The 15,378-nt window shown below is 47.7% G+C and carries 12 protein-coding genes; 7 read left to right on the forward strand and 5 right to left on the reverse strand.

The window, feature by feature from the left end; translation table 11 throughout:
- Positions 1-325: 325 nt before the first annotated feature.
- From Abor_RS06545 to Abor_RS06555, 3 genes are all read left to right on the forward strand, one after another.
- The gene (locus Abor_RS06545; RefSeq protein WP_146855059.1) at positions 326-2,650 is read left to right on the forward strand and encodes a TonB-dependent receptor; all 2,325 of its coding nucleotides are present in this window, start codon (positions 326-328) and stop codon (positions 2,648-2,650) included.
- A gap of 71 nt (positions 2,651-2,721) precedes the next feature.
- Positions 2,722-4,800 carry a phosphocholine-specific phospholipase C gene (locus Abor_RS06550; RefSeq protein WP_048841027.1) on the forward strand — a complete coding sequence of 693 codons (2,079 nt, stop codon included), beginning with the start codon at positions 2,722-2,724 and terminating at the stop codon, positions 4,798-4,800.
- Between the two features lie 336 nt (positions 4,801-5,136).
- Positions 5,137-6,027 carry a LysR family transcriptional regulator gene (locus Abor_RS06555; protein ID WP_048841028.1) on the forward strand — a complete coding sequence of 297 codons (891 nt, stop codon included), beginning with the start codon at positions 5,137-5,139 and terminating at the stop codon, positions 6,025-6,027.
- A gap of 42 nt (positions 6,028-6,069) precedes the next feature.
- Here Abor_RS06555 and Abor_RS06560 read toward each other — a convergent pair whose 3' ends face one another.
- Positions 6,070-6,945 (reverse strand): arginase family protein, encoded by an 876-nt coding sequence (locus tag Abor_RS06560; RefSeq protein ID WP_048841029.1) that lies wholly within the window; start codon positions 6,943-6,945, stop codon positions 6,070-6,072.
- A 507-nt stretch (positions 6,946-7,452) separates the two neighbouring features.
- On the opposite strand from Abor_RS06560, the gene Abor_RS06565 reads away from it, so the two are divergent.
- Positions 7,453-8,568, forward strand: a complete 1,116-nt coding sequence (locus tag Abor_RS06565) for an MFS transporter (RefSeq protein ID WP_048841031.1) — start codon at positions 7,453-7,455, stop codon at positions 8,566-8,568.
- A gap of 92 nt (positions 8,569-8,660) precedes the next feature.
- Here Abor_RS06565 and Abor_RS06570 read toward each other — a convergent pair whose 3' ends face one another.
- The gene (locus tag Abor_RS06570; RefSeq protein WP_048841032.1) at positions 8,661-9,812 is read right to left on the reverse strand and encodes an FAD-dependent monooxygenase; all 1,152 of its coding nucleotides are present in this window, start codon (positions 9,810-9,812) and stop codon (positions 8,661-8,663) included.
- Positions 9,813-9,914: 102 nt separating this feature from the next.
- On the opposite strand from Abor_RS06570, the gene Abor_RS06575 reads away from it, so the two are divergent.
- Positions 9,915-10,532 carry a TetR/AcrR family transcriptional regulator gene (locus Abor_RS06575; RefSeq protein WP_048841033.1) on the forward strand — a complete coding sequence of 206 codons (618 nt, stop codon included), beginning with the start codon at positions 9,915-9,917 and terminating at the stop codon, positions 10,530-10,532.
- A 92-nt stretch (positions 10,533-10,624) separates the two neighbouring features.
- Here Abor_RS06575 and Abor_RS06580 read toward each other — a convergent pair whose 3' ends face one another.
- Complete coding sequence (locus Abor_RS06580; protein ID WP_048841034.1) at positions 10,625-11,320, reverse strand: aspartate/glutamate racemase family protein; 696 nt, start codon at positions 11,318-11,320, stop codon at positions 10,625-10,627.
- A gap of 52 nt (positions 11,321-11,372) precedes the next feature.
- Positions 11,373-12,119 (reverse strand): aspartate/glutamate racemase family protein, encoded by a 747-nt coding sequence (locus Abor_RS06585; RefSeq protein WP_232015066.1) that lies wholly within the window; start codon positions 12,117-12,119, stop codon positions 11,373-11,375.
- A 99-nt stretch (positions 12,120-12,218) separates the two neighbouring features.
- Here Abor_RS06585 and Abor_RS06590 point away from each other — a divergent pair, with 99 nt between their 5' ends.
- Positions 12,219-13,052, forward strand: a complete 834-nt coding sequence (locus Abor_RS06590; RefSeq protein ID WP_048841035.1) for an AraC family transcriptional regulator — start codon at positions 12,219-12,221, stop codon at positions 13,050-13,052.
- Positions 13,053-13,209: 157 nt separating this feature from the next.
- Here Abor_RS06590 and Abor_RS06595 read toward each other — a convergent pair whose 3' ends face one another.
- Positions 13,210-14,103 carry a LysR family transcriptional regulator gene (locus Abor_RS06595; protein WP_048841036.1) on the reverse strand — a complete coding sequence of 298 codons (894 nt, stop codon included), beginning with the start codon at positions 14,101-14,103 and terminating at the stop codon, positions 13,210-13,212.
- A 221-nt stretch (positions 14,104-14,324) separates the two neighbouring features.
- Between Abor_RS06595 and metF the strand changes: the two genes are divergently transcribed.
- Entirely contained in the window at positions 14,325-15,368 is a 1,044-nt protein-coding gene (gene metF / locus Abor_RS06600; protein ID WP_048841037.1) for a methylenetetrahydrofolate reductase [NAD(P)H], read from the forward strand.
- The last annotated feature ends 10 nt before the right edge of the window (positions 15,369-15,378 follow it).

Here is a 15,378-nt window from a genome sequence, read left to right on the forward strand (position 1 = left end):
TTAAAACAAATAGGTTCTACAAATTTTCAATTTTTCAGCTCAAAAATTTTTGGATTTGTGAAATATTTATGAATGTCTTTTATTCGGTTTTCTTTTAAATAAAATAAGAGGGAGATTTTTTATGTTCCTATGCTGAAAGAAAATTCGATGTTTTTTTAAACAGCACTCCTCTGTCATCGCGTGTCTGATTTGTTCGACGGTATTGTCATCTCCCCTTGTAGCTGTGGCAGCTACAGTAACAGATAAAAAAGCGTCGAATGTCGTAACAAAACGTTCTCCAACAAAAGAGAGGAAGCAAGGGAACGCTGCACTCGCGGCACCAAGCATGATGGGCGCTACGGCTCCTACTGATGAACATATAGATGTGCGTGGCCACATGCGTGATATTGGCGATGGCGTCACTGGGCGGGCGTTTGGGGGTGGTTTGATGACCCCTACAGACGCACCTAAATCTGTTTCGGCAATAACGCGTGATTATATTGCCAAACAAAATCCAGCACTTAACCCTATGCAGTTAATTAGGTTGTTGCCTGGTGCTAACGTATCTAACCAAGATCCGCTTGGTATGACCGGTGGTCATATATCTGTACGTGGCTTAACAGAGTCACAGATGGGTTTTACCCTTGAAGGTTTTCCTATTAACGATATTGGTAATTTTGCTGTTTATCCGCAGGAAATTGTCGATTCTGAAAACTTGTCTACAGTAAAACTGGCACAGGGTTCTGCGGATTTAGATAGCCCTCATATCAGCTCCTCTGGTGGTGTGGTGGATATGTACATGATTGACCCCAAAAAGAAGATGGGTGGTCATGTAAATATGACGTATGGCTCGTATAATGCGACGCGCGGTTTTGCTCGTTTTGATACAGGCTATATTGGTAATACAAACTTGCGTGCTTATTTCTCTTATTCTCAAGGCCGACAAGACCATTGGCGTGGCCCCGGTTATGAAAATAAAAAGCATGGTGAAATGAAAATTGTTAACGACTGGGGAGACGGTAACCGTGTTTCTTTGGCCGTTGTGGGTAATAACCTAGAAAATAATGCGTACCCTAGTGTTACAAAAGCAAATTGGAACCAATATGGTATTGGTGTAGACAATGTTCCGGGACAAAAAAACCCTAGCGGAAACACAGTGTACGCTAGATATTATACTAAAGGTGATACAAATTATTATAAATTCCGCCCTAATCCGTTTACCAATATTTATGCCTCAATGCCGTCTACGTTTAAATTGACAGATCATCTGGTTCTGACTGAAACACCTTATTTCTGGTACGGTTATGGTAACGGTGGTGGCGCGCAGTCGAATAATGCTAATGGTAATATGACATATGGGGCGCAAAGTAACCTAACTGGGCTTATTAATGGGCAAGTACCTACCGGTGCACTTTTGTACAACCCCTCTTTGACTGAAACATATCGTCCCGGTGCGACAACTAAATTAACTTGGACAGCTGGGCCTAACCGTCTTATGGTTGGCTATTGGTTTGAATATTCAAAGCAACGCCAAACAGCGCCTTATAGTGCTATTAGTGATGATGGTACGCCCCTTAATATGTGGGGAGATAGCAATAACCTTATTCTTTCTAATGGTGTTAAGGCTCAGTACAGAGACACCTTAACCCAAACACAAGTTCATACACCGTTTATAGGCGATAGCCTCTCATTATTTCATAATAAACTGACAATTGATGCGGGCTTAAAATACGCTATCGTTAAAAGGAATGGCACGAATTATCTGCCAGATGTTGATAGAAAATATGTTTCTACCAATTACTATCAGGCACTTCCTACTGCTGCTATTCGTTATAAAATTAATCAAAACCATCAAATTTTTGCGTCTGTTGCTACTAACTTTCGTATGCCGCAGAATTACGCGCTTTATGACTCTGGAAGCTATAATTCGACAGATAAAACAAAGGCTCCCGGCTATAATAACAAAGCCAACCCTAATCAAAAGTCAGAAATTTCTATTTCAGAAGAAGCTGGGTGGCGTTATCAGGGTGATCTGATTTCAAGCTCTATTACCTATTTCCACTATAATTTTACCAATCGTCTTTACCAACAGACTATTATTAACGAAAATGGCCAGACATATAGCACAAACATCAATGCCGGTGGGGCACACTCCGACGGTGTAGATGCTGAAATTGGCACGCGTCCTATCCATCATTTACGTCCGTATATTTCGTTCGAATATTTGCATGCGGTGACGGATAGCAACCTGCCGGCTGCCTCTGGTGCAGACTATGTAAAAACTAAAGGAAAAGCAGCCCCGCAGGCGCCAGCATACCAGGTTGGCTTTGGGTTGGATTATGATGACGGACATCGCTTTGCTGGTTTTGATCTCAAGTATGTCGCCAAACAATATTCAACTTTTATGAATGATGAGCATATTCCCGGTTATGTTCTGATGAATATCAATGTTGGTTATCGTTTCCCCAAATTTGGTATTTTCCGTAGTCCTACTATCCGTCTAAATCTGCAAAATATATCCAACAACCGTTATCTTGACTGGGTGAATGCATCACAGGTTAATGCTAAAAATACGGTTGGTGTATTTGGTAGTAATGTGACGGGTAAAAGCCCAACATATACAATTTCTTCGCCGTTCGCAGCTATTGCAACTATTAGCAGCGACTTCTAACAATTGTATTACTATGCCCCTGCCTTTTGGTAAGGAAGGGGCTTTTACGTTCATTATGAGTAGGTGAGGGCATGGTTGTTCTTGGGCGCAGAGGGCTTTTAAAAGGGAGTGGTGGGCTTGTTACCGCAGGTCTTCTGGCGTCCATTAATCGTGCTTTAGCTATTCCGGCAGAACGCCAGAGTGGCACCTTGGAAGACGTTGAGCACATTGTGGTGCTTATGCAAGAAAATCGCTCTTTTGATCACTATTTTGGCCATTTAAGTGGGGTGCGTGGGGTAGCCGACCGGCATCCAGTAAGGTCACCTGACGGCACGCCTGTATGGTCTCAATGGCGTAAAAAGCCAGAAGAGGGGCGTATTATGCCTTTCCAACTGCGCACGCATGTTAGTAGTGCGCAGTGTGTGCTTGATCTTGACCATAACTGGCAGCCAACACATGCAGCTATTAATGCAGGCTGGAATGACCAGTGGCCTAAGCATAAAAGCGATATGACTATGGGCTATTACACGCGTGAGGATATTCCGTATCATTACGCCTTAGCTGATGCCTTTACCGTGTGTGATCACTATTTTTGTTCAACTCCGACCCAAACACACCCTAACCGTTTCTATTTGATGACAGGCACAGTCGATACGGAAGGTATGGGTGGTGGCCCAGTGTTAGATAACGTTGATTGGGTTGATCGTGTTTTTTACCCTAAAGTGCCTAATCCCTTTACATGGACAACATACCCAGAACGTTTAGAAGCAGCGGGTATTAGCTGGCAGATCTATCAGCAAGGACTTTCTGCATCAGATATTGAAAATGGTAATTTTGGCACAAATGTTCTGATGAATTTTAAAAATTATGTTGAGGCACCAGAAGACTCACCATTGTACAAACGAGCTATGACCAAACGCACACTGGACCACCTGCGGCAAGATGTTATGGCAGATCGTTTGCCACAAGTTTCTTGGTTACTGCCGCCCGCTGCGTATTCTGAGCACCCGCGTTGGACGCCGGGTTATGGGGCTACCTATATTGCCCGCGTTCTCAACGCTCTCACAGCTAACCCGCAAGTGTGGGCTAAAACGGTCTTTCTTGTCATGTATGATGAGAATGACGGGTATTTCGATCATGTTCCCCCTCCACAGCCACCAACTCCAGTGCTTCCGGGTAAGAGTACGGTGGATACACGTGGCGAAATTCATGATCGTATTACGCCTTATGAACCTCATCGTTATGTAGCCGATATGTTGCCCTATGGTTTGGGGCCGCGTGTGCCTATGTTGGCTCTTTCTCCTTGGAGTACGGGTGGTTTTGTATGCTCAGAAGTTTTTGACCATACCTCTGTTTTACGATTTATTGAGGCAAGGTTTGGTGTATGTGAAACCAATATTACACCGTGGCGCCGTTCTATTTGCGGTGATTTAACAAGCGCTTTTGATTTCTCTCGCAAGTTAGATATGAAGGGGCGTATGCCTGATACGTCAGACTACAAACAACAGACTGACCTTTCATGTAAACTACCTAACCCATCAGTGCCGGTTGAGAGTCGTTTGTCTGATATTGGAGAGCAAGAAGAGGGGGGCCGTCCTACCCGTCCGTTGCCTTACGTATTAGGGGTGCATGAAGTGCGCGGCCCCAAAGAGTATTTTACGCTCCAATTTGAAAATTTCGGGACAGTAGGTGCTTGCTTTTATGTTTATCAAGATCATAGCAACGAAAAACCAAGGCGATATACTGTAGGGGCAGGTTCTACACTGCAAGACTGCTGGAAAATACCTTTAAACGATCTAGTCAAATTTACTGTTATTGGCCCTAATGGTTTTGCGCGTTATTTTCATCGTAATGGGCAGACATCAGTTCTTGTCTCTACGACCGAGAATGCGGCTACAGGAACATTGAGTGTGATCCTTGCAAACCGTACTAAGCGCTTACAATCGATTAGTATCCGTGACAATGCATATGGACAGCCCATTCAAGCCGTTAAACTGGCTGCAGGTGCTATAGTAAGTAAAACATTAGACTTGGCTAAAAGTAACCATTGGTATGATATTAGTGTAAAAAATCATATGGAACCTTATACAGAAAACCGTTTTGCAGGGCATGTAGAAACAGGTAGGCCAAGTTTGACTGATCCGGCATTACACAAGCCAATCCTGCAATGATGTGTATTATAGGTGTAGTAAATTTTAGTATTGATAGGATGAGTTAAAGATTTTTTCTGCATCAATGGCCTTCGGTTAAGTGCTGACGGAATATAAAGGATCAGATAGTTTACAGCCTTCACTGCCTGTAAAATGTGTATGGAGGGCGAAAACCCTCCATCTGTTTAGCGTCTCTAAAACAAAATATTTGCTCTGAATTATCAAGAATTGATGGCCGCTCTAAATTAAAAAGTAAAACACCGGGCATTTATGGCGAAGTAGGGTATAACTTTAAGTGGGTTTATCGTTTATTTAATTACTGGTAATAAGCGATAAAACAGAGTTCTGGTTAGCACGATGTCACGAGAAAATTTTAGCGAGCTTCTTTCTTTTCTTGCCGTTGCACAAGAGCGGAGTTTTACAAAAGCCGCAGCCCGAAGAGGTGTTACGCCCTCTGCAATAAGCCATACTATGCGTTTGTTAGAAGAGCGGCTGGGGGTTACCCTGCTAACGAGAACAACCCGCCGTGTTGTTCCTACCCCTGCGGGGGATTATCTTTTACAAAATATTCAACCGCTTTTCGACGAAATCGAAAACCGGATGGCCAGTTTAGATGAGTTTCGTAAGTGCCCCAGAGGGAACCTTCGGATTACCGTTACAGATGAAGCGTTAGGGTTTTTTCTCCGCCCTCGAATTGCTGATTTTCTAAAGAAATATCCTGAAATTTCCGTTGAGATCTCAACAGATTTGCGCCTAATTGATATCGTAGATGAGGGGTTCGATGCCGGCGTGCGTCTTGGGGAGCTAGTAACGCAAGGCATGATTTCTGTTCGTGTATCACCTGATATTGCGTTTGCGGTAGTCGGTGCCCCCAGCTATTTTAGCCGCCACGCCACCCCCAAAAAACCGGATGCCTTGCAGGAGCAGAACTGCATTGGTGTGCGTCTGCCAACACACGGCAAGATTTATCCTTGGCGCTTTAGGCAGGAGGGCAAAGAGCTAAAATTTCAACCTGCGGGCCAATTTGTGTGTAACACTGTGTTTAGCGCGCGTGATGCCTGCTTAGATGGTATTGGGTTGGCTTATATTCCTAAAATCGTTGTGGAAGAAGATATAAAAAATGGCGCGCTTATATCGGTTTTAGAGCCATTCTGCCTCACTCACCTTGGTTTTCATCTTTTCTACCCACGACACCACCGATATTCGATGCCTTTGTCGCTTTTTGTGGAAGAAATGAAGGTAAAATGAGAAAGCCTACTCTAAAAGAGATAGGCTTTCTCATGCAAATGCTTATCCGCCTATAAGGGGAAGTTGTTTTAGCATTTCCTGTAAGTTTAGGGCATCCCACGGCATGTGTTCGGCAATGGTCATACCTACCACCTCTTTTTCGGTGGTAACTTCCTGAATGAGTTTCAGAACGTCGGGAATATTCAGCTTACCTTCTGCAACATCTCCAAAATCGTGCTTACCACGTCCGGGTCTTGCAAAAAGCAGAGAACGGAAATTGTGCGGGTCTAACACATCCAAATCCAGATGAATGGCAAGCACCTCTATCTCGCTGTCTTTCAGCCAGTCCATAACGGGCTGTGCACCATCACGAACTTGCTGTGGTGAGCATGTGCGTAACCCATGATCAGCAATAAATTGCGCTTCAAAGGGGAGTGGGTCATGAATACCGGCAATCATGACATTTTTTGCAGGAATTGGCTTTGCTACCGCGTTGGTTAAGTCAGGGTCACCATGCCCTAACAAAGCCCCCAGCACGTGGGCATGTGCGTTCATGTATTGCTTGGGTGTTTGGACATCTGGGTGGGTATCAATCCAGAGAACACCTAGTTTGTGCCCATAGCGCTCAGAAAGCCATGAAAAAGGCACGAGCGAAACAAGACAATCGCCGCCCAGAACAGCGATGGAGGAAGGGTGATGGTGCTCGATGATGTTTCGAGCGGCCTGAATTTGTTTGAGCAGAACACTGCGCCCACGCATTTCGCCTTCGACAGCAAGCGGGGTGTCAGTGGGCACGTCTACAGGTACTTCTTCAACCGGGCCAGCAGAGGGCGGAGCCAGCCATGCCAGAAGTTTTGAACCCAGATAATAGGGAGGGTTATCACCACCCTGCCATTGAGGAAAAAGAAGCCTTAGCGTTTGTGAATTCTGAGCCGTCATAAAAAACCTCCTGTAAGTGCAGGCAAGCTATGCGATACAGCTTTAACACTTAGCTATCGTAACCCGCCATGAGAGCCATTTGTTTTGACCCCCTTTTGTAAAAGGCCCGAGAGATGAAAGGGCACTCTATCGGATAAAGAATTTCATGAATATAATAGAATTGATAGATATTTATTACTGAAAAATTTTCACAAACATTTTGATAAAAAACCCTATAGTCAGGCAGATATTTGAACCCTAAGGTGAGGAAAATTATAGAAAAACTGGTCTTAATATTTCCTTTAATATGGATAGACACCCTCTTATGCGTGGCACAATAAAAGAAAGAAAAGTAGATATGAGTGTCATATTTTTACTTGGTAAAGTGCCAGTTTTTTTACATTTTTCTAAAACAAAAATAGCTTTTCAAAATGTAATTTCGCGTTCTAAAACCCTATTTAGTATGTTTGCCACATGCCACGCTTAACCTCTCAGACGCTTTCTCCTGCGCATCAAAGGCTCGCTGTCTTGTCGTTGGCGTTGGGCTCCTTTGCGTCAGTCACAACAGAGTTTCTTCCTGTTGGTATTCTTCCCGATATTTCAAAAACTTTTGCCGTAACGTCCGGAACCGCAGGGCTTACTATGACGGTGCCCGGTATAATGGCAGCACTTTCTGCGCCCGGGGTTATGTTGTTTTCGGGGCGCACAGACCGTCGTAAAATTGTTTTATGGCTCTCCCTCATTTTATTGGCGGGCTGTCTGGTTGCCACCATAGCACCAACATTTGCGATAATGCTGCTTAGTCGGGCACTGGTTGGTATCAGCCTTGGGGCATTCTGGGCCATGGGCCTTGCGGTTGCAGTAGAGCTGGTTGCTAAAGAAAAAGCGCACAAGGCAGCCGCAGCCGTTTTTGGGGGCGTTACCGCAGCTATGATTTTAGGGGTTCCGATGGGGTCTCTGGTTGCAGAACACTCGTCATGGCGTGGTGCATTTATGGCGGCGGCAGTTATTGCTGTTGCGGCTTTTGTTATGCAATGGAAAGTGCTGCCATCTGTGCCCGCCCAAAGTCCTGTGCAGTTTGCTGATTTTAAAGCCTTTGTGAGCCTGCCCGAGGCACGCAAAAGTATTGTTATGGTTGCAGCCGTTTTTGCGGCACATTTTGCCGCTTACACTTACCTAACCCCCCTTATGCATGAAGCCGGCATTCCTACAGCGGCTGTAACACTCTTATTGTTGGCCTATGGCGCTATTGGGTTTGTTTCAAATCTCGTAGCCGCGCGCTTTTTGGAAAATAACCTTAAGGCAACACTTTTTGTGTCCAAAATATCGTTGGCAATTCCTTTTCTGTTTCTGCCTATTTTGGTAATTTTTTCGAAATTTGAAACGGTGCTCATTCTTCTCTGGGCGGTTGCTTGGGGTGCTCTGCCACTGTGTTTGAATACTTGGCACCGCAACATAGAGACCGAACATTCGGAAGCCGCAGCGGCCATGTTCACCTTTACTGCACAGGTTGCTATTGCTGTGGGTTCAAGCCTAGGCGGCGCGGTTGTCGACCATTTTGGGTTGAAGACCAATTTCTGGATGAGCGCTCTGATTGTTCTCCTGAGTGCTTTCTATTTGGCCAGACACAGAAAAATGGAGTAATTTTCTAAGATATCTTTACGGGGCAATGTAAATGAAAGCCAAGACCTCTTAAAAGTTACCAAAATGATTGCTGCACCCTTGGTTGTTGCCGTTTAAACGCTCTTACGGAAAAGATAACGCCTTGAGCGTAAAAGTATTTGCCATAAAACACGCCGCCCCCAGAGAGACACGCGGTTTGAAGGGACAAATAACTGGGAACGCAGCGCAATAAATCTCTGATGTTTGCGCACAAATGGCCGCATGCGGGCCTCAAACATGTCCAGCGCAGCACGGATATCATGCGGACAAGCTGCAAGAGCCTCACCAAGCACCTGCCCACCAATCATGCCAGCCGATGCCCCCATGCCGGAATACAGCGTTAGGCACCAAGCAGAATCTCCAAGAAGAAGCACACGACCTTTCGACCATCGAGGCATTTTAACCATCTGGACAGAATCAAACAGAAAGTCATTTGTTGCCGAGAGGTCTTCAAGAGCTTTGGAAATAATCCCTCCTACATCCAGATCTGCAAAGATAGGGCGTAGCGTAGAAAGAGGGTCTTTTTTTGAAGCCTTTTCCGGATTTTTGGTACGGTATGAGAAAAGTGCTGTTGAAGGGCGCCCTTCTAGCGGGAACACAGTCAGGGTGCGCTTTACGTCTGCAACCATCAGGCCATCACCAGGCTTAAAACCCGCAACAGGCCGCGCCAGTGGAAAAGCGCAGAGCATGGTGCCAACAGAATGGAAAAATGCCTCATCAGGCCCAAAAACCAGCTTGCGCACGGTAGAACGCACTCCGTCTGCACCAATTACAAGATCATAGGTTTCCGTTATTTCCTGCCCACTCTTGTCTCGAAGTGTTACTTGAGCCTGCGTTGCGCCATTAACGATTGCTACAGGTGTGGTGCCGAACCGGACTTCCACCTTATCTTTAATACCGTGCCAAAGAGCCTCTTCAATGTCCCCTCGGAGCACGACAATCGGAGCATTTGTCTCCTGCGTTAGGTCGGCAATACGCTTGCGGGTGCCATTCTTGCGCACATCCCAGAATTGAATGTGGTCTGGGGTTCTTTTTTCCATACCATCCAACACAGCCAGTGCGGCAGCAGCGTTTTTACCTTCATCGCGCAGACCGATGAAATAACCGCCTTTTCGCCGTTCGGGAGCACGTTCAATAATCACCGGCGTCCAGCCTTGACGCGTTAAGGCAATGGCAGCAGACATGCCACCAATACCAAGACCCACAATGAGTGCACGCTGTGTCATATACCGTCATTCCCAAAGAGGTGGCTTTCTCTATCTGAACATTGCATAGATTAGAGATGGCATCAATCTGAACAATGTTCACATTCAAGAAAAGGAGAGGGCATGAGCAGCCCAGAACGGGACAAGTACCATCATGGGGATTTGAAAACAGCGCTGATTAAAGCCGCGGAGAATATTATCCGCGAGGAGGGCGTTGAAGGGTTTACCCTTAGAAAAGCAGCTAAGTTTGCGGGCGTTTCTCCCGGTGCTCCCTCACACCATTTCAACGGCACAAAAGGGCTTTTGACGGCGGTCGCTGTTCGAGTTTTTAAGCGCTTGGGAGCAGAGCTCAATGCCCTACCGCTTTCTGGCAGAGCGGCTCAAGATCTCAGAACGCAGGCTTTTGGCTATGTAACCTTTGCGGCCAACAACCCCGGGCTGTTCCGTCTGATCTGCCGTGTAGATTTGATTGACTTCAAAGACCCAGAGTTCATTCAGGCGTCTTTTCAAGCCCTGACACAATACGCACATGCAGCCGCAGCGTACTTTGGGCAAGAACCACCAGACCTGCACAAGCGTGCCTTTCGCCCACATATGGCCAGCGCAATGGCAACGGCACATGGGCTTGCGCATATGGTCATAGAAGGGCGACCCGCGCTCTTGTTAGAGACACCAGACCCTGCCAGCACGTTTATAGAAACTCTGCTGCCCGCAGTGCTTTTGGCAACGTGGCCAGATTAATATGTGCAGCAGGCGTAAGCAGCATGGGCAGTACCCAAGCGGGCTCCTTTCTTATAGTTGTGAGCCCGCTTTTGTTATGGAGTTTGGGAATGTTATGCTGTGAGCGCGTACTCAATTGCGGCTTCAGCATGTAGCGCTGTGGTATCAAATATCGGCACGGGGCTGTCTTCGGGGCGTACCAGCAGCATAATTTCGGTGCAGCCCAAAATTATGGCTTCTGCACCCGCTTCAACCAAACGCGCAATGACCGCTTGGTAGGCCATGCGAGATGCTTCCTCAATCCGGCCCGCTACTAATTCTTCATAGATAATACGGTGCACGGTGGCGCGATCTTCGTCGTTTGGCACGATAACATCAAGGCCATACTTGTTGATCAAGCGACCTTTGTAAAAATCATGCTCCATTGTAAAAGCCGTTCCCAAAAGGCCAACTTTCGAGAAACCTGCCGCCTTGATCCGCTCTGCTGTTGGGTCAGCAATATGCAGCAGTGGAATGCTAACCGCCGCCTGTACCGCTGGGGCCATGCGATGCATGGTGTTGGTACAAATTAGCAAAACCTTGGCGCCACCCGCTTCGAGCCGTTGTGCCGCATCAACCATCTTGGCGGTTAGGCCGTCCCAGTCCCCTTTATGCTGGAGCGCTTCGATCTCGGAAAAATCGAAAGACCAGAGCAGGCAGGGGGCGGACGCCGTCGGTCCGCGTTGGTCGCGAACGCCTTCGTTGATGATACGGTAATATTCCGCCGAGCTTTCCCAGCTCATGCCCCCAATAAGGCCAATCATACGCATGTTACGCTCTCCTTAATGTTAATGTCATGTCTTCACAGGTAGTGGTGTGCGGTCATTCTGCCAGAGCAAAGTCTACGATAGCCTCAATGTGCAGCGCGGTCGTATCGAAGACGGGGAAGTCTGGAAAATCTGATTGGTTGATAAGTAAAAATATCTCGGTGCAACCAAGAATTACGCCTTGCGCCCCCTCGGCTCGCAGGGCTTTAACAACACGCAGATATTCGGCCTTAGACTCCGGCCTTAGGTCACCACGAACCAGTTCGTCAAAGATAATGCGATCGATACTCTCTTTGTCGGCTTTGTTGGAGGTAATCGCCTCTACACCAAATGTCTCGCAATAACGTTTGCGTAACGCTTCCGATTGCATAACCGGTATCGTACCGAGCAAAGCTACCCGGCCTATCCCGGCTTTACGCATAGCCTTGCCGGTCGGGTCGGCAATATGGATAAACGGCGTTGTGCGTCCCGCCATGGCAGGCTCCACAACGCGGTGCATGGTGTTGGAAACGCAGGCAATGACATCAACCCCCGCTGCTTCAAGCCGCTGGATCTTATCCTCCAGATAGGTTGCGGCTTCGTCCCAACGCTCTTCACGCACGAAAGACTGGATATTCCCGAAATTGACTGATGCGATGATAATCTCACCATTATCCCAACCACCAAGGTGCTGGTTCAACTGCTTGTTGAGCATCCGGTAATATTCACCAGTCGCCTGATTGCTCATGCCGCCAAGAATGCCGATAGTCTTTTGGCGCAAAGGGCGTTGAGATAAAATCTCATTCATATTGTGTTCGCTCATGTCGTACTCTTCTATAGTCTGCTTACTCAATGCATGCGTGGCAGGATTGGAAAATCCTGCTCTGATGCGTCATAAAACGCAGGGGAGAATGAAGAACCGATGGCGAAAACACGAGACAGGTTGAAATTGTGGCGCGATTCCAGCCTACCGGGTGGAATGGACGTGCTGCATGCCTCCTGCTTCGATTATCGCTATCCCGCTCATTCTCATGATGAGTTCGTTATCGCCGCATTTGTGCGCGGCGCGCAGCGGCACCGCATTGCGCGCTATCAAGGTATTGCTGAACCCGGCACACTCATGATTATCCCGCCGGGGGAAGTGCACACCGGCGAAGCCGTAGAGTGCGACCTTGGGTGGGACTACTGCGCTTTTTATCCAACTGCCCAGTTCATGAATGCGCTGGCGGCAGAGAGTTTGCCGGGGGCGGGTACCCTCGACTTTGGGCGTGACCTTCTGCGCCAGAACACGGGTCTTGCCTATGGCCTCTTACAGGCCTCGCTCGTTGCGGCACAGTCGCAAGACCCGCTTGAGCGGCACTGTGCAATCTATGATGCACTGGGGGCTATCATTGCACGTTATGGGCAGCGCACTGGTCGGTCGCTCAAAGCTGCCTCTCGCCCTGCCGATATTAAAAAAGCACAGGCATTTCTTGCAGATGAATTTCACGGGCATCTCAGCATTGATGAGGTCGCTTCAGCCGTGGGGATTAGCCAATATCATCTCATGCGTAGTTTTCGTGCAGCAACCGGCCTGTCTGTTCATCAATTCCTTACGCAAATCCGGCTCAATCACGCCAAGACACTGCTTGCCAAAGGTGTCAGTGCTGCGCAAACCGCTACAAGCGTTGGCTTTTATGACCAAAGCCACCTCATTAATCAGTTCCGCCGGTATTTCGGGGTTACGCCCAAACAGTATGCAACAACATCACGCTAGGCTCGCCTTCAACATCTTTAGCTACCATTGCAGATGCTCTTGTTGAATAATAAGGCATTATTGCTCAATAAATGGCTTTTTAGGCCATATTAGCGAGACTTCGGATGCATTTTTGAATGAGAGAAAGCGGCCGTTTTTACTGGCAGCAAATCATGCCCTATTTTCCAGATTGCGAAGCAAACATGATAAAATCTTCAAGATATTTAATGTCTTCATCCGTTTCTCGATGACCAAGAAATATCTGTTTCGCAATGCCTTTTTTACCTAACCTCACCGGATAAAGTTCAAAACGTGAGGCATATTCTTCTACAAGCCAGCGCGGAAGGGCTGCAATGCCCCGTCCATGGGTCACCATGACCACCATAATATCTGTTGTTTCAATCTGCTTTTGCTGGCGCGGCCCAATGCCTGCAGGTTGTAAAAATTGCGTATAAATATCAAGCCGTTCAGACGGCACGGGGTAGGTAATTAATGTTTCATCTGCCAGTTGCTCCGGCAAGACAAACTTTGCATTCCGAAGGGGGTGTTCCGGGCCGACAGCCAACACCAGTTCATAATCGAATACGGGCGTAAATTTTAGGCCCGGTTTATAAAGTGGGTCAGGGGTAACCAGAATATCAATTTCATTACTAAAGAGTGCGCCAATACCACCAAACTGGAATTTCTGCCGTACATCCACATCGACCTTCGGCCATCTTTCCAGATAAGGTGAAACGACTTTCAAAAGCCACTGGTAACAAGGGTGACACTCCATGCCAATACGCAGTGTACCGCGCCCGCCATTGGCAAATTGTTCAAGTCGGCTTTCCGCCAGTTCAAATTGCGGTAGCAGGCGGTTTGCCAAAGACAAAAGCCATTCACCAGCCTGGGTAAGGACAAGAGATCGTCCCTCCCGCCGCCATATTTTAACACCCAGCTGCTGTTCAATCTTGCGAATAGAATGGCTCAGCGCTGGCTGGGTCAGGTTTAGGCGTACCCCCGCAGCCGTGAGCGAGCCTTCTCGCGCAACTTCCCTAATAATCGTTAAATGACTGCGTTCCAGAATATCCATCTCTTGTCCAATAAATGCACAAAATTTATAGAGGCATAAAAATATATCATTTCAGTTCATTTTTATAAACGTCTATTATGAGAAACCAATCATTCCTGCGGACGCAGCCCATGGCTTCAACGACATTCACGACTGTTTTCACTGTGGACTGCAATGTGGTGTCAATCTTTCTCCCGAGACTTTTAAGGAAAAATCTGACGCTGTGAGCGTTTGTGACTGACATGACAGGCATTCTGAGCAACTGGCTGTCGGAAATGCATATCGACGGACTGTTGTCGCGTAATTCCGAAGCCCCAATCCTATCCTTCGAGTTTGTTCCACCCCGAACTGATGCAATGGAACAGCGGCTCTGGCACTGCATCCGGCATCTAGCACCGCTTGCGCCCCGCTTTGTCTCGGTCACCTATGGTGCTGGTGGAACCACGCAGACCGGCACTCTCTCCACGGTGTTGCGTCTGAAGCGGGAGACAGACCTCATCCCCGCCGCCCACCTGACCTGTGTCGGTGCGACCCGCGAGGAGGTAGATGGCCTTGCCCGTTGCTATCGGGATGCTGGTGTGAATCATATCGTGGCTCTGCGTGGTGATCCTTGTGCAGGTTATAGTCCGCGACCGGGTGGCTATGCCTATGCCAGTGATCTTGTCGCCGGTCTGCGTCGTATCGCGGATTTCGATATTTCGGTCGTCGCTTATCCCGAAACCCATCCTACAGCGTCAAGTCCGGACGCTGATCTGGATAATCTCAAGCGCAAGCTCGATGTGGGGGCCACCCGGGCCATCACGCAGTATTTCTTTGATAGTGAAATCTATCTGCGTTTTCTGGACCGATGTCTGGCGGCCGGAATTACTGCCCCTATTATTCCTGGTATTATGCCGGTTTCGAATTACGAGCAGATCGTGCGCTTCTCGGCTGTGTGTGGGGTAACGGTCCCGGCATGGCTGAGGCATCTGTTCGATGGGACTGCGAAGAATCCTGAACTTCGTCGTATCATCGCCTGTATGGTGGCGGTGGAACAGATCCGTACCTTGCAGACCTATGGACTGAACGAGTTTCATGTCTCCACCTTGAACCGCTCTGACCTGACTTACGCGATTGCCCATGTCCTTGGGGTGCGTCCAACGGAGACAAACGCATCTCATAATCTGACAGGCCTTTTGGAAACAACGGAAATCCCCCATGACCGAGAAACCCCGGCAGATTTTGACCCCACCGAAGGGACACAGGAAGGTGCTCCTCCATTCATGCTGCGCACCCTGTTCGGGTGAGGTGATGGAG

The organism is Acetobacter orientalis (assembly GCF_000963965.1).
GTDB classification, from domain to species: domain Bacteria; phylum Pseudomonadota; class Alphaproteobacteria; order Acetobacterales; family Acetobacteraceae; genus Acetobacter; species Acetobacter orientalis.